18 protein-coding genes are annotated in these 20,264 nt (G+C 66.7%); 6 read left to right on the plus strand and 12 right to left on the minus strand.

The features are described 5' to 3' along the window. Nucleotides 1-6: 6 nt before the first annotated feature. Entirely contained in the window at nt 7-1,509 is a 1,503-nt protein-coding gene (locus ACV22Z_RS12220; protein ID WP_448076560.1) for an efflux transporter outer membrane subunit, read from the plus strand. A 66-nt stretch (nt 1,510-1,575) separates the two neighbouring features. Here ACV22Z_RS12220 and ACV22Z_RS12225 read toward each other — a convergent pair whose 3' ends face one another. The 4 genes from ACV22Z_RS12225 to ACV22Z_RS12240 form a co-directional block, all read right to left on the minus strand. Next, nucleotides 1,576-2,796, minus strand: coding sequence for a porin (locus tag ACV22Z_RS12225; protein WP_448076561.1), 1,221 nt, complete (start codon nt 2,794-2,796; stop codon nt 1,576-1,578). A gap of 567 nt (nt 2,797-3,363) precedes the next feature. After that, nucleotides 3,364-4,455 carry a phytoene/squalene synthase family protein gene (locus ACV22Z_RS12230; protein WP_448076562.1) on the minus strand — a complete coding sequence of 364 codons (1,092 nt, stop codon included), beginning with the start codon at nt 4,453-4,455 and terminating at the stop codon, nt 3,364-3,366. Between the two features lie 157 nt (nt 4,456-4,612). Next, the gene (locus ACV22Z_RS12235; RefSeq protein ID WP_448076563.1) at nt 4,613-6,244 is read right to left on the minus strand and encodes a rhodanese-related sulfurtransferase; all 1,632 of its coding nucleotides are present in this window, start codon (nt 6,242-6,244) and stop codon (nt 4,613-4,615) included. Nucleotides 6,245-6,319: 75 nt separating this feature from the next. After that, entirely contained in the window at nt 6,320-6,886 is a 567-nt protein-coding gene (locus ACV22Z_RS12240) for a cysteine dioxygenase (RefSeq protein ID WP_448076564.1), read from the minus strand. Nucleotides 6,887-7,311: 425 nt separating this feature from the next. On the opposite strand from ACV22Z_RS12240, the gene ACV22Z_RS12245 reads away from it, so the two are divergent. Beyond that, nucleotides 7,312-8,178 carry an MOSC domain-containing protein gene (locus ACV22Z_RS12245; protein WP_448076565.1) on the plus strand — a complete coding sequence of 289 codons (867 nt, stop codon included), beginning with the start codon at nt 7,312-7,314 and terminating at the stop codon, nt 8,176-8,178. 87 nt (nt 8,179-8,265) lie between these two features. Here the strand turns inward: ACV22Z_RS12245 and ACV22Z_RS12250 are convergent, their stop codons facing one another. Beyond that, complete coding sequence (locus ACV22Z_RS12250) at nt 8,266-9,669, minus strand: sensor histidine kinase N-terminal domain-containing protein (protein WP_448076566.1); 1,404 nt, start codon at nt 9,667-9,669, stop codon at nt 8,266-8,268. Next, nucleotides 9,666-10,343: a response regulator gene (locus tag ACV22Z_RS12255; protein ID WP_448076567.1), complete on the minus strand. Its 678-nt coding sequence runs from the start codon at nt 10,341-10,343 to the stop codon at nt 9,666-9,668. The genes ACV22Z_RS12250 and ACV22Z_RS12255 overlap by 4 nt, the downstream gene beginning before the upstream one ends. A 125-nt stretch (nt 10,344-10,468) precedes the next feature. On the opposite strand from ACV22Z_RS12255, the gene ACV22Z_RS12260 reads away from it, so the two are divergent. The 4 genes from ACV22Z_RS12260 (at nt 10,469) to ACV22Z_RS12275 (ending at nt 15,725) form a co-directional block, all read left to right on the plus strand. Beyond that, a complete protein-coding gene (locus tag ACV22Z_RS12260; protein WP_448076568.1) occupies nt 10,469-11,557 on the plus strand; it encodes an ABC transporter substrate-binding protein in 1,089 nt (362 codons plus the stop codon). A gap of 92 nt (nt 11,558-11,649) precedes the next feature. After that, a complete protein-coding gene (locus ACV22Z_RS12265) occupies nt 11,650-13,434 on the plus strand; it encodes an ABC transporter permease (RefSeq protein ID WP_448076569.1) in 1,785 nt (594 codons plus the stop codon). Continuing rightward, nucleotides 13,427-14,494 (plus strand): ABC transporter ATP-binding protein, encoded by a 1,068-nt coding sequence (locus ACV22Z_RS12270; RefSeq protein ID WP_448076570.1) that lies wholly within the window; start codon nt 13,427-13,429, stop codon nt 14,492-14,494. Before ACV22Z_RS12265 ends, ACV22Z_RS12270 begins: the two co-directional genes overlap by 8 nt. A gap of 139 nt (nt 14,495-14,633) precedes the next feature. Further along, nucleotides 14,634-15,725, plus strand: a complete 1,092-nt coding sequence (locus tag ACV22Z_RS12275; protein WP_448076571.1) for a porin — start codon at nt 14,634-14,636, stop codon at nt 15,723-15,725. A 139-nt stretch (nt 15,726-15,864) separates the two neighbouring features. Here the strand turns inward: ACV22Z_RS12275 and ACV22Z_RS12280 are convergent, their stop codons facing one another. The 6 genes from ACV22Z_RS12280 to hpaD all read right to left on the minus strand — a co-directional run bounded on the left by ACV22Z_RS12280 (nt 15,865) and on the right by hpaD (nt 20,206). Then, complete coding sequence (locus ACV22Z_RS12280) at nt 15,865-16,344, minus strand: hypothetical protein (RefSeq protein WP_448076572.1); 480 nt, start codon at nt 16,342-16,344, stop codon at nt 15,865-15,867. A gap of 17 nt (nt 16,345-16,361) precedes the next feature. Beyond that, nucleotides 16,362-17,075 carry a DUF6402 family protein gene (locus ACV22Z_RS12285; RefSeq protein WP_448076573.1) on the minus strand — a complete coding sequence of 238 codons (714 nt, stop codon included), beginning with the start codon at nt 17,073-17,075 and terminating at the stop codon, nt 16,362-16,364. Between the two features lie 68 nt (nt 17,076-17,143). After that, complete coding sequence (hpaI, locus tag ACV22Z_RS12290; RefSeq protein WP_448076574.1) at nt 17,144-17,950, minus strand: 4-hydroxy-2-oxoheptanedioate aldolase; 807 nt, start codon at nt 17,948-17,950, stop codon at nt 17,144-17,146. 6 nt (nt 17,951-17,956) lie between these two features. After that, a complete protein-coding gene (gene hpaH / locus ACV22Z_RS12295; RefSeq protein ID WP_448076575.1) occupies nt 17,957-18,760 on the minus strand; it encodes a 2-oxo-hept-4-ene-1,7-dioate hydratase in 804 nt (267 codons plus the stop codon). A 20-nt stretch (nt 18,761-18,780) separates the two neighbouring features. Continuing rightward, nucleotides 18,781-19,173 carry a 5-carboxymethyl-2-hydroxymuconate Delta-isomerase gene (locus tag ACV22Z_RS12300; protein WP_448076576.1) on the minus strand — a complete coding sequence of 131 codons (393 nt, stop codon included), beginning with the start codon at nt 19,171-19,173 and terminating at the stop codon, nt 18,781-18,783. Nucleotides 19,174-19,357: 184 nt separating this feature from the next. After that, entirely contained in the window at nt 19,358-20,206 is an 849-nt protein-coding gene (gene hpaD / locus ACV22Z_RS12305; protein ID WP_448076577.1) for a 3,4-dihydroxyphenylacetate 2,3-dioxygenase, read from the minus strand. Nucleotides 20,207-20,264 lie beyond the last annotated feature (58 nt).

Consider the following 20,264-nt stretch of genomic DNA (forward strand, 5'->3'; position numbering starts at 1 on the left):
CGTGCGATGCCAGCCCCGCCATCGTGCCGTGTTCGCCCTGCCGCCAGCGCCGTCGCGCGCGTCGTTGCATACGTCGTTGCTTGCACCATCGCCGTGTCGCTCGCCGCCGGTTGCGCGGTCGGCCCCGATTTCCACACGCCGGCCGCGCCGGCGACGCAGCGCTACACGCGCGGCGAGCCGCCCGCGACAACCTCATCCGCGAACGGCGCGGCGGGCACCGCGCAGACGTTCGCCACCGCCGCGCACGCGCCGCAGCGCTGGTGGACGCAGTTCGGCTCGGCCCCGCTGAACCGGCTCGTCGACACCGCATGGCAGCACAGCCCGACACTCGATGAAGCGCGTGCACGGCTCGCCGAGGCACGGCAGAACTACGTCGCGCAAGCCGGCGCGACGATGCTGCCGAGGGTCGACGCGAACCTGTCCGCCACGCGCGAGAAAGTCGACATCGTCGCGTTCGGCCTGCCGTCCAGCGTGCCGCCCCCCGGGCCGTTCACGCTGTACGACGCGTCGGTCAGCGTGTCCTACGTGCTCGACGTGTTCGGCGGCAACCGGCGCGCGCTCGAGGCCTTGCGCGCGCAGGTCGACTATCAGTCGTACGAACTCGACGCGGCACGCCTGACGCTCGCCGGCAACGTCGTGTCGACGGTGATCCGGCGCGCGTCGCTCGCGCAGCAGATCGCGCTGACGCAGCGCCTCGTCGACGCGCAGACGCGCCAGTTGAGCATCGTCGAAGCGCGCCATGCGGCGGGCGGCGTGTCGCTCGCGGACGTGCATGCGCAACGCACGCTGCTTGCGCAGACGGAAACGTCGCTGCCGCCGCTCGCGGCCCAGTTCGCGCAGACGGAGCACCGGCTCGCGATCCTGCTCGGCGAGCCGCCTTCTAATGCGGACCTGCCCGATGTGCCGCTCGACACGCTGAACCTGCCCGGCACGCTGCCTGTCACGCTGCCGTCGACGCTCGCGCGCGAACGGCCCGACATCCGTGCGGCCGAAGCGATGCTTCATCAGGCGAGCGCGAACGTCGGCGTGGCGGCGGCGAACCTGTATCCGCGCTTCGCGTTGTCGGCAGGCATCGGCTCCGAACGCACGCGCGTTGCGGACATCGTCAACGGCCTGAACGTGTGGAATCTCGGGCTGAACCTGACGCAGCCGCTTTTTCACGGCGGCGAACTACACGCGAAGAAGCGCGCGGCCGAAGCTGCATACGACGCCGCGTTCGCGAGCTACCGGCAGACCGTGCTCGAGGCGCTGCAGCAGGTGGCCGACACGATGCGCGCGGTCGAACAGGATGCGGCCGCGCTCCGGTCACGCGATGAAGCGGCACGCGAGGCCGACGCGAGCAACGCGATCTCCGCCGCACGCTACGCGGCGGGCGGGCTCAGCGAATCCGGGCTGCTTGACGCACAGCGGCAGGCGCTGCAGACCGCGCTCGACCGGACGCGCGCGCAGGCGGACCGGCTCGCCGACACGGCGGCGCTGTTTCAGGCGTTGGGGGGAAGCTGGAAATAGAAAAACCGGCCCGAAGGCCGGTTTCGTGTGCTGCATTCCGATGCGGCGCTTGCGCGCCGCGCAGAATCAGAAGCGGTGGATCAGGCCGACGCCGACGCCGATCTGGTTCTGGTTCGAACCCGCACCCACGCCGTCACCGATCGAGGTCGTTGCCTTGACGACGCCGCCGGTAAGGCCGCTGATCGTGTTGCCGCTGGCGTGCTGGTACGCTTCAACCGCATACAGGCCCGTGCGCTTCGACAGGCTGTAGTACTGCGACAGCGTGACCTGGTGGTACTTCGCCGAGCTCGTGACGCCGTTCGATTCGGTCGCCGCCGTGTACGAGTAGCCTGCCGCGAAGTCCCACTGTGCCGTTGCCTTCCAGTGCAGCACGGCGCCAGCCGTGTTGAAGATCGCCGTATTGCGAAACGCCGACAGCGTGCCCGGGATGTACTGGACGTTCGAGTACGACACCGAGATGTCCCACGCCGGCGTGAACTGGTAACCGGCCGTCACGGCGACACGTTGTTGCGACTGTGCCGTCTTGTAGCCGCCGTTGATCGACGACACGCCCGGCTGATTACCATCGCCCGATGCCGTAAGGCCGTTCTGGACCGTCGAGTTCGCGCCCCACACGCCGCCGCCGAGCGTCGCGTTGTTGATGCGCTGATAGCCGACTGCGATGCCTGCCGGGCCGTTCAGGTACTGGACCGCCGCACTCCAGGTCGAGCCGCGGTTGAAGCTGCCTGCCACGCCGCCGAGCGAGTACGAACCGCCGACCGTGAAGCCGTAGAACTTCGGCGACATGTAGACGACCGAATTGTTCGCGCGGTAGGTGGTATCCAGCGAGTCGATATCGCCCGGGTGCGCGCCGTAGTAGCCGGTCAGCCAGGTCGTCGGGCTGTACGGCGACAGCAGCGTGTAGTACGCGGTGTACTGGCGGCCGGCCGTCAGCGTACCGTACGTGTTGTCGGTCACACCGACCCACGCCTGGCGCGTGAAGATGCCGTTGGTCCACTGCGACGTGCCGTTATTCGCGTTGAAGCCGGCTTCCAACTGGAAAATCGCCTTCGTGCCGCCGCCGAGATCTTCGCTGCCCTTCAGGCCGAAGCGGCTGCCTGCCCAAATGCCGGTGGCCATCTGCACCTTCGAGTGACCACCCGAGGTCGCGCTCGTCGCCGACGAGTTGTTCTGGTAAGCGATAGCGTTATCGACGATACCGTACAGGGTCACGCTGCTCTGGGCGTGGGCGGCGGTAGCGGCTGCAAGGCCCACTGCCGTCATGGCGAAAGCGACGCGCTTTTTCATTGATTCTCCGTCCTCAAAGAATGACTTCTTTTCTGGTGTGGTTTTTTATGACACATGTGCGAGTACATGCGGGGGCCATTCTGACGGATTGCCGATCATTTCCCAAGTTACACATTCGGTCATCGTATGATCGACGCAACGCGCAGGTTCACTAAACAGTTACAAAGTACCGCCGACGCCATATCCGACGCGGCTCTCCGGCATTTACCAGTGAAAACCCTAGCTTTACATTTTTACTCGCGCCGCGCGCCTGTCCAATGTCGTCAGACACCTGTGGGCCCGGTTGTGCTACGACCGCGCCCGCGCGCTCCGTCGCGCTGCCCCACGCATGACCGCGCAGCTTGCTTGGCGATTGTGGCGTGCGTATTTCGGCAACCGAATCGTCATGCGGCGACGTGCGGCGCAACGAATGCTTGGGATATCGAAGAGGCAGTGCCCGGCAGGACGCCGGGCGGAAGGACCAGGGCCTGTTCACGCAAGTAACGGGCTTGCGCTGGCCGCCAGACAGATTTTCCTGGTTACGGGAATGTGCGTTGCCGGCGTGCGACACTGCGCACGCCGCCGGGATCAGCGGGCGGCGGGCGGCCCGATCAGCGCGTCGACCGCGTCGACGAGACGCGACACACGGGCGCGGATCGCGGCATTCGAGCCGACGATTGCGAGCGACGACGCCATGATCCGGTAGATGCGCTTTCTCGGCACCTTGGCCGGGCGCGCCGGATCGAGCCACGCGTCGTGGCCGGCCAGCAGCTCGAGCGTCTCGAGGCCGATCAGGATCGGCCACAGGCACGCGAGGCGCAGCCGCACGAAGCGCCGCGGGATCGCGAGCGTATACAGGCACGCGTCGCGGTATTGCGCGAGCGCGACGCGCAGCAGGTCGAACAGCACCGGGCGCGCGCGCAGCGACGCGGTCGGCATGGCTGGCACGGCTGGCACGGCCGGCGCGAGCAGGTCGGCGACCTCGAGCCCGTGGCTCGCGAGCAGGTCCAGCGGCAGGTAGCAACGGCCGATCCGCAAGTCCTTCGCGCAGTCGCGCAGGATGTTGGTCATCTGCAACGCCTTGCCGAAGCGGATCCCCTTCTCCCGCATGTCCGGCAGGTTCCAGCGCCGCGCGGCCCGCGTGTGCATGCCGGTCATGTCGGTCCAGAACTCGCCGACGCAGCCGGCGACCAGATACGTGTAGCGGTCGAGCGCGTCGCGCGACGGCAGCGCCGCCACCTGCCCCGACTGCTCGTCGGGGAACGTGCGCAGATCGAATTCCATCCCCGACGTCAGCGTCGCGACAACCTTGCGGATCGCGGTGCTGTCGGCGTCGGCCTGCGCGCGCAGCAGCGCGAGCATCGGCTGCATCGCGCCGAGCAGCACGTGCTCGTGGGAATCCGTCTGCATCCGCGTTACGTCCTCGAGCGCGCGGGACAGCGCGGCGCCGTCGCCGAGCCGCTCGATGTCCTCGCGCAGATCGGTCAGCAGCGCCGCGCGGCGCTCGGGCGCGACGAGCGCGGTGTCCGCGATCGTGTCGGCCGCGCGCGCGAGCAGGTACGCGAGGCCGACCGGGTCGCGCATGCCGTCGGGCAGCACGCGCAGCGTCAGGTAGAAAGACCGGGATACGTTCTTCAGCAGTTCGCCGAGCAGGTAGGCGGGATCGGTGTGGTTCGTCATGGGTCCGGGAAAATCGGCGGGTTCGCGCACCGGGCGCGCGCGGGCGTCCGGCGCTCGCCCCCGCCCGCGAGTCGCCGCATTGCCGGGTGCGGCAACGCAAAATTCCCGCAAGTTTAGTGCATCCGGCGCGCGGCCTGTCCGCGGACCGCGCCGCGCGTCAGATCACGCGGAAGTGATGCGTGCCGTCGCGCTTGAGCTGATCGACGAGCCCGAACTCCCAGTCGAGATAGGCCTGCATCGCCGCGGCGGCGTTGTCCGTGCCTTCATACGGCCGCCGGTAGCGGTCGACGCGCGGCGACGCGAGCCGCGTCTCGCCCGCTTCGAGCGGCAGGCCCGCATCGATCCACGCGGCGGTGCCGCCCGTCAGCACGACGATCTCCGCCGAATCCGGCAGCCACGCACGCGCGTCGTCCGCCGCAAACCGCGCGAGCAGGCTCGACCCGCAGGTGAACACGTAGCGTTTCGCGGGCGGGATCGTCGCAAGCGCGTCGCGTAGCTGCGCGCGCACGACGAACCACGCGCCGGGGATGTGGCGCTTCACGTAGTTCGCGCTGAGCGTCACGTCGATCACCGCGATCGCGCTGTCGCCGGGCGCAGCGTCGCGCAGCCAGCCCGCGAGCGTCGCGGGCGACACTTCGTTGACGCCGGGCGTCGCGGGCACGTCGCGCGGCGGCTGCCCCGTCTCCGCGAACGCCGGCGTGCCGGCCGGCTCGACGACCCGCACGTCCCAGCCCATCTGCGCGAGCCATGACGCAGTCATGTCCGCGCGTACGCCGTCGTCGTCCGCGAGCACGATCCGCGCGCCGCGCACCGCCGCGTGATGGTCGGTTTCCTGCACGAGCTGGCCGCCCGGCGTGCTCAGGAAGCCCGGCAGATGCCCGACCGCATATTCTTCCGGCGTGCGCACGTCGAAGCGGTACAGCGTGCGGCCCGATTCCGCGAGCGCATCGACGTCGGCAAGCGCGATGCGCGTTACCCCCGCCCGTTCGGCGACCGCCCGCGCCGCGCGGCGCGCGTCGGCACGCAGCGGCGCGTCGATGTCGTCCGGAAAGCGGCGGGCGGCGCCGTGTTCGAGCGTCTGTCCCGCGAGCGTCCAGCCGATCGTGCCGTTGCGCAGCGCGGCGACCGGGTTCGGCAGCCCCGCGTTGATCAGCGACTGCGTGCCGATGATGCTGCGCGTGCGGCCCGCGCAATTGACGATCACCTGCGTCGCCGGGTCCGGCGCGAGCGCGCGCACGCGCAGCACGAGTTCCGCGCCCGGCACGCTCGTCGACGTCGGGATGTTCATCGTCTGATATTCGTCGAACCGGCGCGCATCGACGATCACGACGTCCGCGCGCGCGTCGATCAGCGCCTGCACCTGCTGCGCGGACAGCGACGGCGTATGGCGTTCGGCCTCGACCCATTCGCCGAACGACTTGCTCGGCACGTTGACGTCGATGAACAGCTCGCCTCCCGCGTCGCGCCAGCACGCAAGGCCGCCGTCGAGCAGCCGCACGTCCGTGTAGCCGAGCTGCGCAAGCTTCGCGGCCGCGCGCGGCGCGAGATCCTCGCCGCCGGCTTCGCCATAGACGACGATCGGCGTGTCGTGGCGCGGAATCCGCGTCCACGCGTCCAGTTCGAGCTTCGACAGCGGAAAGTTGGCGGCCCACAGCGGATGGCCTTGCGCGTAAGAGTCTTCCTCGCACACGTCGATCAGCGCGATCTCGTTGCCGGCAAGCAGGCGGGCGCGCACGTCCTGGTACGACGCGGCGGCGAAGCGTGGGGTGGAATCAGCGGATTGCGTCACGATGTCTGATGAAGCCGGTGAAGGAAGTAGATGGAGTCTCGAGCCGCGCCGCGCGCGCCGGCAAGGCGCCGCGCGTCACGCATTCGAATAGCCGGAGATGAACGGCTTCACGGTGCCGTCCTCGAGATAGACCGCGCGTTCGACCTTGCCGATGTTCGCGCCGTACACGTGGATGCTGATCGACACCTGGTCGGCGAACGCATTGCTCACGCGATGGATGTCGCCGATGCACGGCGACACCGCCTCGACCTGCCCCGGCCGCAGCCGCACCGCGTCGCCGGCGGGCTCGGGCCGCCCGGCCGCACCGAGCCGGTAGGGCTGCGAGAACTCGCCGCCGCGCAGCATCCCGATCAGCCCCCACACCGTGTGGTCGTGGATCGGCGTCGCCTGCCCGGGCCCCCACACGAAGCTGACGACGGAGAACCGTTCGTCCGGGTCGAGATGGAGCAGGTACTGCCGGTAGCGCTCGGGGTCCGGCTGCGCGAGCGTGTCCGGCAGCCAGTCGTCGTGCGCGACGAGCGCGGCGAGCAGCCCGCCGCCTTCGTCCAGGATGCGCGCCTCGTCCGCGCCGGACGCGAGCAGCGCGCCCAGGCTTTCGACGAACGGGTGAAACGGCGTCTGCTGCAACGAATGCGTACTCATCGGCTGACTCCTCGAATCCGAGGCCTAATATGATGGATCGTCATGGTGCACCTGAAAGGCCATGCAGAACAGACTTGACTGCTCTCCTTCCCCCCTTCCCCTACAGGCAGGAGATTCCCGCTTCACCGAGTGCATCCCGACATCGCCTCAAAAAGACATGGGATTTACGTTTTCACCAAGGGCTGACACCGCCGCTCCGGCGTCCAAAACGTTGCATGCGGCGTTGATGCCGCGGTCATGGGTCGTTGCGCATCCCGGAAAGACCCACGCGGCCGGCGAGCTCGGGATGACGCAGCCGACTGTCGCGCGCACGACGTTCGACTGCGGTTTTCCGCTGCCCGCGTAACGACAAAGCCGCACAAACGGCTTCGGCACGATCTGGCACAATCGCGCTTTGACTATCCGCGTCATTCAAAGCCAGCGCCATGCCAGCCATCAGCGAACTTTTCGTCTATCCGATCAAATCCTGCGGCGGCATCGCGCTGCGTCGCGCGCAATTGCTCGACACCGGGCTCGCGTACGACCGTCACTGGATGGTGACCGACGCGCAGGGCCAGATGATCACGCAGCGCACGCATCCGCGCCTTGCGCTCGTGCAGCCCGCACTCGACGGCGATGCGCTGGTGCTGAACGCGCCGGGGATGCCTGAACTGCGCACGCCGCTCGACGGCCACGCATCGGAACAAACGCCGGCGATGGCGGCGACCGTGTGGCGCGACACCGTCGACGCGATCGACACGGGCGCGGCCACCGCAGCGTGGTTCAGCGAATTTCTCGGCATGCCGGCGAAGCTCGCGCGCTTCGCGCCCGACGCGCGCCGCGCGTGCAACCGCAAGTGGACCGGCGACATCGACGCGTCGACGCAGTTCGCGGACGGCTACCCGCTGCTCGTGATCGGCCAGGCGTCGCTCGACGACCTGAATGCGCGGCTCGCCGCGAAGGGTGCGCCGGCGATTCCGATGAACCGCTTCCGTCCGAACATCGTCGTGACGGATCTCGATGCGTACGAAGAGGACTACGTCGAGCAGCTCGACACCGAAGGTGCGACGCCGGTGCGGCTGCGTCTCGTGAAGCTGTGCACGCGCTGCCCGATGCCGACGATCGACCAGACGACCGGCGCACCCGATCCCGCGTGGCCGCATGAACCGACCGACACGATGCAGACGTACCGCGCGAATCCGAATTACGACGATGCGCTGACGTTCGGCAACAACGCGATCGTCGTACATGGTGCGGGCGGCTTTCTCGAAGTCGGGCAGTCCGTCGAAGCGGAGATCGGGTTCGGCGACTGACACCATTTTCATGAAGACTGCCGGACATGCCTGCGCGTGTTCCGGCAGCTCGGCGCAAACGGCCACGGCTCGTCTGGCCCCCTTGCGCTAAAGACGGCTCGCCACCGGCAACATCACCGTCACGACCAAGCCGCCGCCTGCCGTATCGGCCAGCCCCACCCTGCCCTGATGCACGCGCGCGATCTCGCGCACGATCGACAGCCCGAGCCCCGTGCCTTCGACGGTCTGCGTCTTGCTGCCGCGATGGAAGCGTTCGAACACCGCATCTCGCTCGCGCTCCGGAATCCCCGGCCCGTTGTCGATCACGTCGAGCCGCGCGTGCTCGCCGTCGCACGACACGCGCACGGTAATCACCGCCCGGTCGCCCGCATAGCGGATCGCATTGTCGATCAGGTTGCCGATCAGCTCGCCGAGCAGGTCGGGCTGGCCGAGCACGTCGACGTCCGCGTCGTGCTCGAAGCCGAGATCGATGTCGCGCGAACGTGCGACCGGCGACCAGTCGAGCGTCACGCTGCGTGCAAGCCGATGCAGCGCGACCGGCTTGTGCGTGACGGCCTGTCCGCTTTCCGAATCGAGCCGCGACAGCGACAGCAGTTGCTGGACGATCTTCGCTGCCTGCCGCACCGCGCCGTTCACGCGCCGCAGATGCACGTTCACGCGCGGCTGCTCGTCGGGCCGCAGCGCCAGCTCGACGCCCGCCTGCACGGCCGCGAGCGGCGTCTTCAGCTGGTGCGCGGCATCCGCGAAGAAGCGCCGCCGCGCGACCTGCATCCGCTGCGTGCGGCCGATGTACTGGTTGATCGAATCGACGAGCGGCGCGAGTTCGCTCGGCATTCCGCCCGTATCGAGCGGCGTCGGATCGTCCTCGGTGCGCGCGGCGACCGTCGCCGACAGCCGGTTCAGCGGCCGCAGCCCGCGCCCGACGCCGAGCCACACGATGCCGAGCGCAAGCACGACGAGCAGCCCCTCCTGCAGCAGCGAGCCCATCAGGATTTCGCGCGCGAGCGCCTGGCGCGCCTCGATCGTCTCGCCGACCATCACCCATACGATCCGCGACTGCGCGCTCGGCACGTCGTGGATCGGCACGCGCAGCGCGGCCATCCGCAACCGTTCGCCGCGGTAGACGACATCGTAGTAGCGCGTGATGAACGGCGCGCCGTCGCCCGCATCGCGCCCTGTCGGCAGCGGCAAATCGGGGTAGCCCGTGACGGTGCGTCCGTTGTCCTCGCGGATCAGGTAGTAGATCTTGCCGCCGTCGCCCGATTCGAACATCTCGAGCGCGAGATACGGCAGGTCGACCTCGACTTCGCCCTGATCAAGCCGCACGCCTTCACGGATCGACTTCAGCGACGACGACAGCGTGCGGTCGAACGCGACGTGCGCGGCGCTCATCGCGCGCTGGTAGGTGAGCCACGAATCGAGCGCGAGCAGGCCGAGCAGCGGCAGCAGCAGCCACAACGCGACCTGCATCCGCAGGTTCGGGCGCGTCATGCTGTGGCCTGCTTCGCTTCGAGCAGGTAGCCCAGCCCGCGCAGCGTGACGATCGCGACCCCCGTGTTCTCGAGCTTCTTCCTCAGCCGGTACACGTAGATCTCGATCGCGTCCGCGTTGACCGATTCGTCGATTCCGAAGATCTTCTCCGACAACGTTTCCTTGTTGATCGCGCGGCCGTTGCGCAGGATCAGCACCTCGAGCACCGAGCGCTCGCGCGGCGTCAGCGACAGCGGTTCGCCCGCGAGCCGGAAGCTGCGGTCGACGCTGTCGAACGCGAGCGGTCCGCATTCGACCTTCGAATGCTCGTGCCCGAGGCTGCGCCGGATCAGCGCGCGGGCGCGCGCTTCCAGCTCGGTCAGCTCGAACGGTTTCGCGAGATAATCGTCGGCCCCGAGATCGAGCCCCTTCACGCGATCCTCGACCGACCCGTGCGCGGTGAGGATCAGCACCGGCACCGGATTGCGCCGCGCGCGCAGCCGCCGCAGCACCTCGAGCCCGTCGAGCTTCGGCAGCCCGAGATCGAGGATCACCAGCGCGTAGTCCTGCGTGCGCAGCACGTGATCCGCCGCCTCCCCGTCCGCCATGTGATCGACCGCGAAGCGCGCGGCGCTCAGCGCGTCGTTCAGCGACTGCGCCAGGTTCGGGTTGTCTTCGACGAGCAGCACACGCATGAGGACCTCGGGAAATCCATGACACAAAGGACGCTATTGTGAACCGAAATGAAAGCAGGCTGAAAGTACTTCGCAATTACCATCCGCGTCACTCGAACAACACACACGCGTAATTGGAGGAAGACATGCCGTTCGCACCGAAGCACCTCGCCGCCGTCCTGTCGATCGTCGCGGGCACCGCCTGCGCGCAGGTTCCGGCCGGATATCCGGGCAACTACCAGGGCGTCGTCGACGCCGCAAAGAAGGAAGGCAAGCTGATCGTCTATTCGACGACCGACACCGGCCTCGTGCGGCCGCTGATCAAGGATTTCGAAAGCCTTTACGGGGTCAAGGTCGAATACAACGACATGAACAGCACGGAGCTGTACAACCGCTACATCAGCGAGAACGCGGCGAACAGCACGAGCGCCGACGTGCTGTGGAGCTCGGCGATGGACCTGCAGGTCAAGCTCGTGAACGACGGCCTGATGGCGTCGTACGACTCGCCCGAGAGCGCGCACGTGCCGCAATGGGCGCAGTACCAGAAGCAGGCATACGGCACGACGTTCGAGCCGCTCGCGATCGTCTACAACAAGCGGCTGATTCCCGACAGCGAAGTGCCGAAGACGCGCGCCGACCTGATCAAACTGCTCACCGCGCAGCCCGACAAGTTCAAGGGCAAGGTCACCACCTACGACATCGAGAAGTCGGGCGTCGGCTTCAACTACCTGACGCAGGATGCGCACGTGAACGAGAAAGTCACGTGGGAACTCGTGAAGGCGATCGGCGCGACGGGCCCGAAGCTGCAGTCGAGCACCGGCGCGATGATGGAGCGGATCTCGTCCGGCGAGAACCTGATCGGCTACAACATCATCGGTTCGTATGCGTATGCGAAGGCGAAGAAGGACAAGTCGATCGGCTACGTGTTTCCGAAGGACTACACGCAGGTCGTGAGCCGCCTCGCGACGATCTCGAAGAAGGCGAAGAACCCGAATGCCGCGAAGCTGTGGGTGGACTACCTGATGTCGCAGCGCGGCCAGACGCTGATCGCGAACCAGGCGAACCTGTACGCGATCCGCGCGGACGTGAACGGCGAAACGTCGGCCGCGAGCCTGTCGAAGGAACTCGGCGATTCGCTGAAGCCGATCCAGATCGGCAGCGGCCTGCTCGTCTACCTCGACCAGTCGAAGCGCCTCGCGTTCCTCAAGCAGTGGCAGCAGTCGATCAAGCGCTGATCGCCTCGTAAAACACCGCCCGCGCCGCGGGCGGCGACCACCTCTCCCTGTCGACTTTCTTGATGCGGCCTGCGGGCCGCAGGGGCGAACTCATGCTTTCAACCAGCACACGCGGCACGCCGCCGCCCGTTGCCCAACCCGCCGGCGGCGGCGCGATTCCCGCGTTGCGCGCCAGCAGCCTGCAGCCGCTCGCCGGCATGCTGCGCTGGATCGTCATCGCGGTGCTGACGGTCGCGGTCGCGCTGCCGCTCGGCTTCATCCTGTTCCAGAGCCTGCTGTCCGCGCCGTTCTTCGACGCGAACAGGACGGTCGGCATCGACGGCTTCCGCTTCATCTTCAGCGATCCCGACTTCTGGTCGGCCGTGAAGAACTCGTTCATCATCGCCGGCGGGATGCTGTTCATCTCGATTCCGCTCGGCGGCATCCTCGCGTTCCTGATGGTGCGCACCGACCTGCCCGGCCGCCGCTGGCTCGAGCCGCTGCTGCTCACGCCGGTGTTCGTGTCGCCGATGGTGCTCGCGTTCGGCTATGTGGTCGCGGTCGGCCCGGTCGGCTTCTACTCGGTGTGGTTCAAGGCATTGCTCGGCGTGGCCGGCTTAGGCGTGGAAAGCGTGCCCTGGAACATCTACTCGATCTTCGCGATCACGGTGATCGTCGGGCTCACGCACGTGCCGCACGTGTACCTGTACTCGTCGGCCGCGCTGCGCAATCTCGGCTCCGACGTCGAGGAAGCGGCGCGCGTGACGGGCGCGCGGCCGTTCCGCGTCGCGCTCGACGTGAGCCTGCCGATGACGATGCCCGCGCTGCTGTTCGCCGGCGTGCTCGTGTTCTTCCTCGGCTTCGAAGTGTTCGGGCTGCCGCTCGTGCTCGGCGATCCCGAAGGCCACCTCGTGCTCGCGACCTACCTGTACAAGCTCACCAACAAGCTCGGCGTGCCGTCATATCACCTGATGGCCGCGGTCGCCGTGTGCATCGTTGCGATCACGTTCCCGCTCGTGCTGCTGCAGCGCCGGCTGCTGAAGACCGCGAACCGCTTCGTCACCGTAAAGGGCAAGGCCGGCCGCACGACCGTTCTGCCGCTCGGCGTGTGGCGCTGGGTCGCGGTCGCGATCGTCGCGCTGTGGCTCGCATTGACCGTGATCGTGCCGATCTCCGGCATCGTGCTGCGCGCGTTCGTGACGAACTGGGGCGAAGGCGTCGCGCTCGGCGAAGTGCTGACGCTGTCGAACTTCGTCGAGCTGTTCGAGCAGGACAACCTCGTGCGCGCGATCGTCAACACGCTCGGCATCGGCGTGATCGGCGGCGCGCTCGCAATCGGCTTCTATTCGCTCGTCGCGTTCGCGGGCCACCGCCGCCACGACTGGGCGACGAAGCTGCTCGACTACCTCGTGCTGCTGCCGCGCGCGGTGCCGGGCCTGCTCGCCGGTCTCGCGTTCCTGTGGATCTTCCTGTTCGTGCCGGGCCTGCGCGAGCTGAAGAACTCGATGTGGAGCATCTGGATCGCGTACACGGTCGTGTGGCTCGCGTACGGGATGCGGCTGATCCAGAGCGCGCTGCTGCAGGTCGGGCCGGAGCTGGAAGAAGCCGGACGCAGCGTCGGCGCGACGCGCGGCCGCGTGTCGCTCGACGTGACGCTGCCGCTCGTGCGCTTCGGCCTGCTCGCCGCGTGGCTGCTGATCTTCATGATCTTCGAGCGCGAATACTCGACCGCCGTCTACCTGCTGTCGCCCGGCACCGAAGTGATCGGCGCGCTGCTCGTGTCGCTGTGGGCGACCGGCGCCGTCGACCAGGTCGCCGCGCTCTCTGTCATCAACATCGCGATGGTCGGCGCCGGTCTCGGCGTGGCCCTGCGCTTCGGAGTGAAACTTCATGGATAAGCTCATCGTCGACGATCTGCATCTCAGCTACGGCGCGAACCCGATCCTCAAGGGCGTGTCGTTCGAACTGAAGGCCGGCGAAGTCGTGTGCCTGCTCGGCGCGTCGGGCAGCGGCAAGACCACGCTGCTGCGCGCGGTCGCGGGCCTCGAACAGCCGTCCGACGGCCGCATCCAGCTCGACGGCCAGGTGTTCTTCGACGGCGCGCGGCGCGTCGACCTGCCGGTCGAGCAGCGCTCGCTCGGGCTCGTGTTCCAGTCGTATGCGCTGTGGCCGCACCGCACCGTCGCGGACAACGTCGGCTACGGCCTCAAGCTGCGCCGCGTCGCGCCGGCCGAGCAGAAGCGCCGCGTGCAGACCGCGCTCGACCAGCTCGGCCTCGGCCATCTCGCCGCACGCTATCCGCACCAGCTGTCCGGCGGCCAGCAGCAGCGCGTCGCGATTGCGCGCGCGCTCGTCTACAACCCGCCCGTGATCCTGCTCGACGAGCCGCTGTCGAACCTCGACGCGAAGCTGCGCGAGGAAGCACGTGCGTGGCTGCGCGAGCTGATCGTGTCGCTCGGGCTGTCGGCGCTCTGCGTGACGCACGACCAGACCGAGGCGATGGCGATGTCCGACCGCATCCTGCTGCTGCGCAACGGCCGCATCGAGCAGGAAGGCACGCCGGCCGAGCTGTATGGCGCACCCCGCTCGCTGTATACGGCCGAATTCATGGGCAGCAACAACCGGATCGATGCGCGGGTCGCGGCGGTCGACGGAGACAGCGTGACGCTCGCCGGCGACGGCTGGCAGCTGCGCGCGCTCGCGCGCGAAGCGCTCGCGCCCGGCCAGCACGCGCAGGCGGTGATCCGCCTCGAACGCGTGCAGGTCGCCGACGGCCCCGGTGCGAACCGGCTGCAGGCGGAGCTCGTCACGTCGATGTATCTCGGCGACCGCTGGGAATACCTGTTCCATTGCGGCGAGCTGAGGCTGCGCGCATTCGGCCACGTGCCGCGCTCGGCTGGCAAGCACTGGATCGAATTCCCGACGAACGACTGCTGGGCGTTCGCGAAGGCTGGCTGATTCCGGCGTGCGGCGGCGGTCGACTCACCGCCGCGCGCCGCACCCCTCAGGGCCATGCGACGCACGTCGATCGACGACTTCGGCAGCGCCCTGCGCGCCACGATTTCCCCAACTCACAAGAACCAAGGAGACACCGTCAATGAAGTTTCGCGCAGAACGTTCCTTTCGCGCAGTAGTCCTCACGGGATCGGCCGCCGCAGCCTGCGTCGCCGCCGCAGCCGCCCACGCGCAATCGTCGGTCACGATCTACGGGATCATGGATGCCGGCATCGAATACACGAATCACACGGCCCAAGGCGGCGGCAACGCATTCAAGCTGAAATCGGGCAACAAGAACACATCGCGCTGGGGACTGCGCGGCGTCGAGGATCTCGGCGGCGGGCTGAAGGCCGTGTTCCGCCTCGAAAGCGGCATCGACCTCGCGAACGGCGCGTTCGACGACGGCCCCGATTCGATCTTCGCGCGCCGCGCGACGGTCGGCCTGAAGGGCAAATGGGGGGAAATCACGCTGGGCCGCAACTTCACCGTTACCTACGACTACATGCTGCCGTTCGACCCGATGGGCTACGCGCAGAACTATTCGTGGGCGACGTCGTCGACGGCCACCGGCGGACGCAAGGACGGCCTGTTTACGCGCTCGTCGAATGCGGTGCGCTACGACGGCGAATACGCTGGCTTCAAGTTCGGCGCGCTGTACGGCTTCGGGAATGTGCCCGGCAGCGTGAAGACCAGCTCGAAGTACGACTTCGCGCTCGGTTACGAGACGGGGCCCTTCGCCGCGGTCGTCACGTTCGACCGGCAGAACGGCGCGGCCGACAGCGTGACGCCCGCGGATACCGTCAACTACATCCAGGGGATTCATGCTGGCCTGAGCTACGACTTCGGCAACCTGAAGACGATGGCCGGTTACCGCAATTACAAGCGTACGTTCCGCACCACGGCGGCGAACCAGTTGAGCGACATGTATTGGGTCGGCGGGTCGTATCAGTTCACGCCGGCATTCTCGCTGATCGGAGCCGTGTATCACCAGAACATCAAGGGCGGCACGGATGCCGATCCCACGCTCGTGTCGGTACGCGCGAACTACGCGCTGTCGAAGCGCACGGTGCTGTATGCGGCGGGCGCGTTCGCAATCGCGCAGCACGGGCAGAAGGTGGGCGTGTCGCGCGATGTGGCCGGGTATGGCGACACGCAGGTCGGCGTGACGGCGGGGATTCAGCAGCGGTTCTGATTCCCGGCCTGACGGCGCGGGCGGCGGCATGCTTCGCCGCCTGCCCGCCTACATGCGATGCGGTCACTGGCACTCGCGCGCCATCGTGCGCCGAGCCCCGCGCGCAGCACGAAGTCGCACACGCACGGATCACTGTCCGCTACGGCAACATAGCCTTGAATCGATCAAACTGTGTAGGTGGCAGCCTAATCTCTCCGTCACTATCAACGGCAGTATCAAATATCAGGGATTCCTTGGTCCATACCAAACGAACGGAATCCGGGTACTCGTAAGTCCGCTCGGCAAGCAATCGCATGTCGGATGTCCGATAGAGTCGCAAAAGGATTCGATCCGCTCCCAGGTAGGCGTATTGCGCCGTGTAGTGGCCCCCATCGTTCTTGGAGAGCTCGGTATCAAACTGCGTCGCATGTGCGCGTACGCGCGCATCCTTATAGTAAGAACCGGCGCAGAATAACAAAGTGACAATTGCCAGACCGGAACTCAGTGCCTTCACTCCCGACTTCATTCGTTCGACGCGCCCCTCTTTGCGTGAGAAGCTATATAAAACGACTATCAGTAGACATACAGCGGTTCCGGCCAGCACGATTGCTGCAAGCGCAACCACTCCTGCCCCTTGCATACCTGTCGCCAATCCATTCATTCGAAATACACCGTTATGGGTTTAGCCAGCATGATTGGCTTATAGTCGGAAAATATGATGAAGTCGCCGCCTCGATGGTGCCGCGCTTGCCACTCGCGGAACGAGCGGTTCCGGACAGGATAGTAAACCTTCCCTGGTTCATAAAGGTTTGCGACCGTACTGCCTGCCACTATCGGAAAGTCAAACCACGGCTGATCCGCAAGATTCGCTGCCATATAGCTTGGTACGATAACCACGCCGTTTTTGCTCCAGTGGCCCAGGTATTGGGACCGCGAATCTGTAGCTCCCTCAAAGGAATAACCATCCCTGACGTATACAACGATGTGCGTAACCGTCGCCTTCTTATTTCCGGCGTCGAAAGTAACGCGCGCTACCGCCGCATAGAGGTTGAATGCCCCCAATGCGCCGGTCAGGTCGTCAGGGACACCGGCATCGGGCAGCCGCCGCGCAGCCTGCAAGGCCTTCTGTTCAAAGGAGCTTTCTACCGCCGCTCGCTGGAATTGGAATTCCTTGTGTAGCTTGCGGATATCGTAGCCGCTGACCGTCCAAGGCGATACGTCTCCGCGACTACGGTAGCGACCAAGAATATCTTTAAGGGTTTCATACGCACGTGAGCTATATATATCGGCATTCACGAGACTATCGTATCGCTTCTTTGCGCGCATATGCTTGAGGACCCAATCCAGTTTTATGGTGGTTCGATCGATCATCGATTCAGGGTAGAGTTCGCCGCAAACGAAACGGAATGTGTCCCCTCTAAAAGATCCCGTCCGCTTCGTCAATACGTCCCGTCGCCCTTTTTCACCGCGTCGCCGCCTTTCCCCTTGAACTGTGCCGCCAGCCGCTCCGCGCTCCTCGCCAGCAGCGTCGTATCGACACCCACCGCGACGAACGTCGCCCCCGCTGCGAGGTACCGCCGCACCGCCGCCTCGTCCGCGCTCAGAATACCCGGCGCCTTGCCCGCCGCCTTGATCGCGCGTATCGCCCCGTCGATCGCTGCCTGCACGTCCGGATGACCGGGATTGCCGAGATGCCCGAGATCGGCGGCCAGGTCGGCCGGTCCGATGAATACGCCGTCGACGCCATCCACCCGCGCAATCCCGTCGATCGCGTCGAGCCCCGCACGCGTCTCGACCTGCACGAGCACCGCCATCTCGCCGTTCGCGCGATGCAGGTAGTCGCCCACACGATTCCAGCGCGAAGCACGCGCCAGCGCACTGCCGACGCCGCGGATCCCGTGCGGCGGATAGCGCGTGGCCACGACCGCCGCGCGCGCCTCGTCGGCGCTCTGCACCATCGGCACGAGCAGCGTCTGCGCGCCGAGATCGAGCACCTGCTTGACGATTACCGGGTCATTCCACGGCATGCGCACGACCGGATGCGACGGATACGGCGCGATCGCCTGCAATTGCGCGAGGATCGTCGGCACCGTGTTCGGCGCATGCTCGCCGTCGATCAGCAGCCAGTCGAAGCCGGCGCCCGCGACGACTTCGGCGCTATATGGATTCGCCAGGCCGAGCCACAGCCCGATCTGCGCGTCGCCGCGTGCCAGCGCGGCCTTGAACGGATTCGATGGAATCTGCATCGTGCATCACCCGAAATGGCACTGGATGGTCCCGAGCGGACCGTAGTCGACGCTGAACGTATCGCCGGCGCGCGCCGCGCACGGCCGCGTGAACGAGCCGCCGAGCACGATCTGCCCCGGCTCCAGCGCGACGTCGAAGCGCGCGAGCCGGTTCGCGAGCCACACGACGCCGTTGGCCGGATGGTTCAGCACGCCGGCCGCGACGCCCGTCTCCTCGACCACGCCGTTGCGCGACATGATCGCCGCGACCCAGCGCAAATCGACGTCGGCGGGGCGCACGGGCCGCCCGCCGATCACGACGCCCGCGTTCGCCGCGTTGTCGGCGATCGTATCGAACACCTTGCGCGGGCGCTGCGTATCCGGATCGATCGACTGGCTGCGCGCATCGATGATCTCGAGCGCGGGCACGACGTAATCGACCGCATCGTAGACGTCGAAGATCGTGCAGTTCGGCCCGGAGAGGCGCTTGCCGAGCACGAACGCGAGCTCGACCTCGACGCGCGGCACGATGAAGCGCTGCGTCGGAATCGTGCCGCCGTCCTCGAAGAACATGTCGTCGAGCAGCGCGCCGTAGTCGGGCTCGTCGATCTGCGACGTGTTCTGCATCGCCTTCGACGTGAGGCCGATCTTGTGCCCCTTCAGCGCGCGGCCTTCCGCGAGCTTGACGTTCACCCATGCGCGCTGGATCGCATACGCATCGTCGATCGTGATGTCCGGGTAGTCGAGCGAGATCTGGCGGATCTGCTTGCGTTCGCGCTCCGCGTCGTGCAGGCGCTGCGCGAGGTGGTCGATGGTGGCGGTATCGAGCATGGTGGAATCGCGATTGGGGTTCAGCCGGCCCGCTGGTAGCGGGCGTGGATGTTGTTGTGCTTGTACGAGCCGCTTTCGCTGAACTCGGTCAGCTCCATCGACAGCGCGAGGAAGCGCTTCGCGTACAGCTCCGCGAAGTGCGCCTTGATCGCATTGAACAGTGCGTCGCACGCGGCTTTCTTCACGTCGTCGCTGCGGCCCGCGCCGATCTTCAGCGTCACGTGGACGAACGCGTCGTCCGCGGTGCCATCGGCGACGCAGTAATCCTGCAGCTCGATCGCGCGCGAGCGGATCCCGCCCGTCGGAAACACGCCGCCCTGTGCGATCAGCGTTTCGTTGATCGCGCGCAGCAGCACGGGAATGCGCGCGTCGGCGCGGATGTTCGCGGTGTATTCGACAACGATGTGTGGCATATCGGTTCTCCTGTCGACCAGCGTTGGCGCTTTAGCGCTTACGCTGGTCCCATGCTTCGCGGTCGACCAGCGTTGGCGCTTTGGCATTTACGCTGGCCGCATGCTTCGCGGTCGATCCGAGTTAGCGCTTTAGCGCTTGATCGGGTCCCATGCTTCGCGGTCGGATGCCTGACGATGCGGACGTTCAGGCCAGCGGAAAGATCGCGTTGATCTGTCCGGTGCCCGAGCTCGCGAAGTAGTCGGTGACGATTTCGACGGGCTTGTCGTAGCGGTCCCAGCCGAGCAGCCCGAGCAGCATCGCGGTGTCGTGCATCCCGCCTTCGCCGTAGCACTGCGTTGCGTACTCGGGCAGCATCTTGCAGAACGTTGCGAAGTCGCCCTGCTTCCACAGCTCGACGACGCGCAGGTCGACCTGCCGGAAGAATTCCCGGCTGATCCGGTGGATCGATTCCTCGGGGCTGCCGTTGTCGTTGAAGCGATGCGACAGCGACCCGCTCGCGAGGAATGCGACGTTCGAATCGCTCTGTTCGATCGCCTCGCGCAGCGCTTCGCCGAAGCGGCGGCTTTCGTCGAGCGCATGCCACATGCACCAGCCGGCGATCGACACGACCTTGAATTGCTGGTCGCCGTTCATGTAGCGCATCGGCACGAGCGTGCCGTATTCGAGTTCGAGGCTGTCGATCTCGTGCGCGCGCGTCGCGATTCCGCGCGCGGTCGCGGTCTCCGCGATCAGCCGGCCGAGCGCCGAATTGCCCGGATACGCGTACTGCATGTCGCGGATGAAATGCGGCAGCTCGTTGCTCGTGTAGGTGCCGGCGAACCGCGCGTTGCAGTTCACGTGATAGCCGGCGTTGACGAGCCAGTGCACGTCGGACACGACGATCGTGTCGACGCCGAGCGCGCGGCAGCGCTCGCCGATCAGCCGATGGCCGCGAATCGCTTCGGCCCGGCAGCCGTGATGCTTGCCCGGCAGCTCGGACAGGTACATCGACGGCACGTGCGTAATCTTTGCAGCGAGGGACAGTTTGCCCATCGTGAGTCTCCCGTCGACCGGAGTTGGCGCTTAAGCACCTACCCCGATCCATGCTTCG

Source organism: Burkholderia sp. PU8-34, from assembly GCF_053427725.1.

Bases quoted from the DNA above. Each gene is read 5' to 3' on its own strand.
- ACV22Z_RS12220 (WP_448076560.1), top strand. From the start codon at position 7: ATGCCAGCCCCGCCATCGTGCCGTGTTCGCCCTGCCGCCAGCGCCGTC.
- ACV22Z_RS12225 (WP_448076561.1), bottom strand. From the start codon at position 2,796: ATGAAAAAGCGCGTCGCTTTCGCCATGACGGCAGTGGGCCTTGCAGCC.
- ACV22Z_RS12230 (WP_448076562.1), bottom strand. From the start codon at position 4,455: ATGACGAACCACACCGATCCCGCCTACCTGCTCGGCGAACTGCTGAAG.
- ACV22Z_RS12240 (WP_448076564.1), bottom strand. From the start codon at position 6,886: ATGAGTACGCATTCGTTGCAGCAGACGCCGTTTCACCCGTTCGTCGAA.
- ACV22Z_RS12245 (WP_448076565.1), top strand. From the start codon at position 7,312: ATGCCAGCCATCAGCGAACTTTTCGTCTATCCGATCAAATCCTGCGGC.
- ACV22Z_RS12250 (WP_448076566.1), bottom strand. From the start codon at position 9,669: ATGACGCGCCCGAACCTGCGGATGCAGGTCGCGTTGTGGCTGCTGCTG.
- ACV22Z_RS12255 (WP_448076567.1), bottom strand. From the start codon at position 10,343: ATGCGTGTGCTGCTCGTCGAAGACAACCCGAACCTGGCGCAGTCGCTG.
- ACV22Z_RS12260 (WP_448076568.1), top strand. From the start codon at position 10,469: ATGCCGTTCGCACCGAAGCACCTCGCCGCCGTCCTGTCGATCGTCGCG.
- ACV22Z_RS12265 (WP_448076569.1), top strand. From the start codon at position 11,650: ATGCTTTCAACCAGCACACGCGGCACGCCGCCGCCCGTTGCCCAACCC.
- ACV22Z_RS12270 (WP_448076570.1), top strand. From the start codon at position 13,427: ATGGATAAGCTCATCGTCGACGATCTGCATCTCAGCTACGGCGCGAAC.
- ACV22Z_RS12275 (WP_448076571.1), top strand. From the start codon at position 14,634: ATGAAGTTTCGCGCAGAACGTTCCTTTCGCGCAGTAGTCCTCACGGGA.
- ACV22Z_RS12280 (WP_448076572.1), bottom strand. From the start codon at position 16,344: ATGCAAGGGGCAGGAGTGGTTGCGCTTGCAGCAATCGTGCTGGCCGGA.
- ACV22Z_RS12285 (WP_448076573.1), bottom strand. From the start codon at position 17,075: ATGATCGATCGAACCACCATAAAACTGGATTGGGTCCTCAAGCATATG.
- hpaI (WP_448076574.1), bottom strand. From the start codon at position 17,950: ATGCAGATTCCATCGAATCCGTTCAAGGCCGCGCTGGCACGCGGCGAC.
- hpaH (WP_448076575.1), bottom strand. From the start codon at position 18,760: ATGCTCGATACCGCCACCATCGACCACCTCGCGCAGCGCCTGCACGAC.
- ACV22Z_RS12300 (WP_448076576.1), bottom strand. From the start codon at position 19,173: ATGCCACACATCGTTGTCGAATACACCGCGAACATCCGCGCCGACGCG.
- hpaD (WP_448076577.1), bottom strand. From the start codon at position 20,206: ATGGGCAAACTGTCCCTCGCTGCAAAGATTACGCACGTGCCGTCGATG.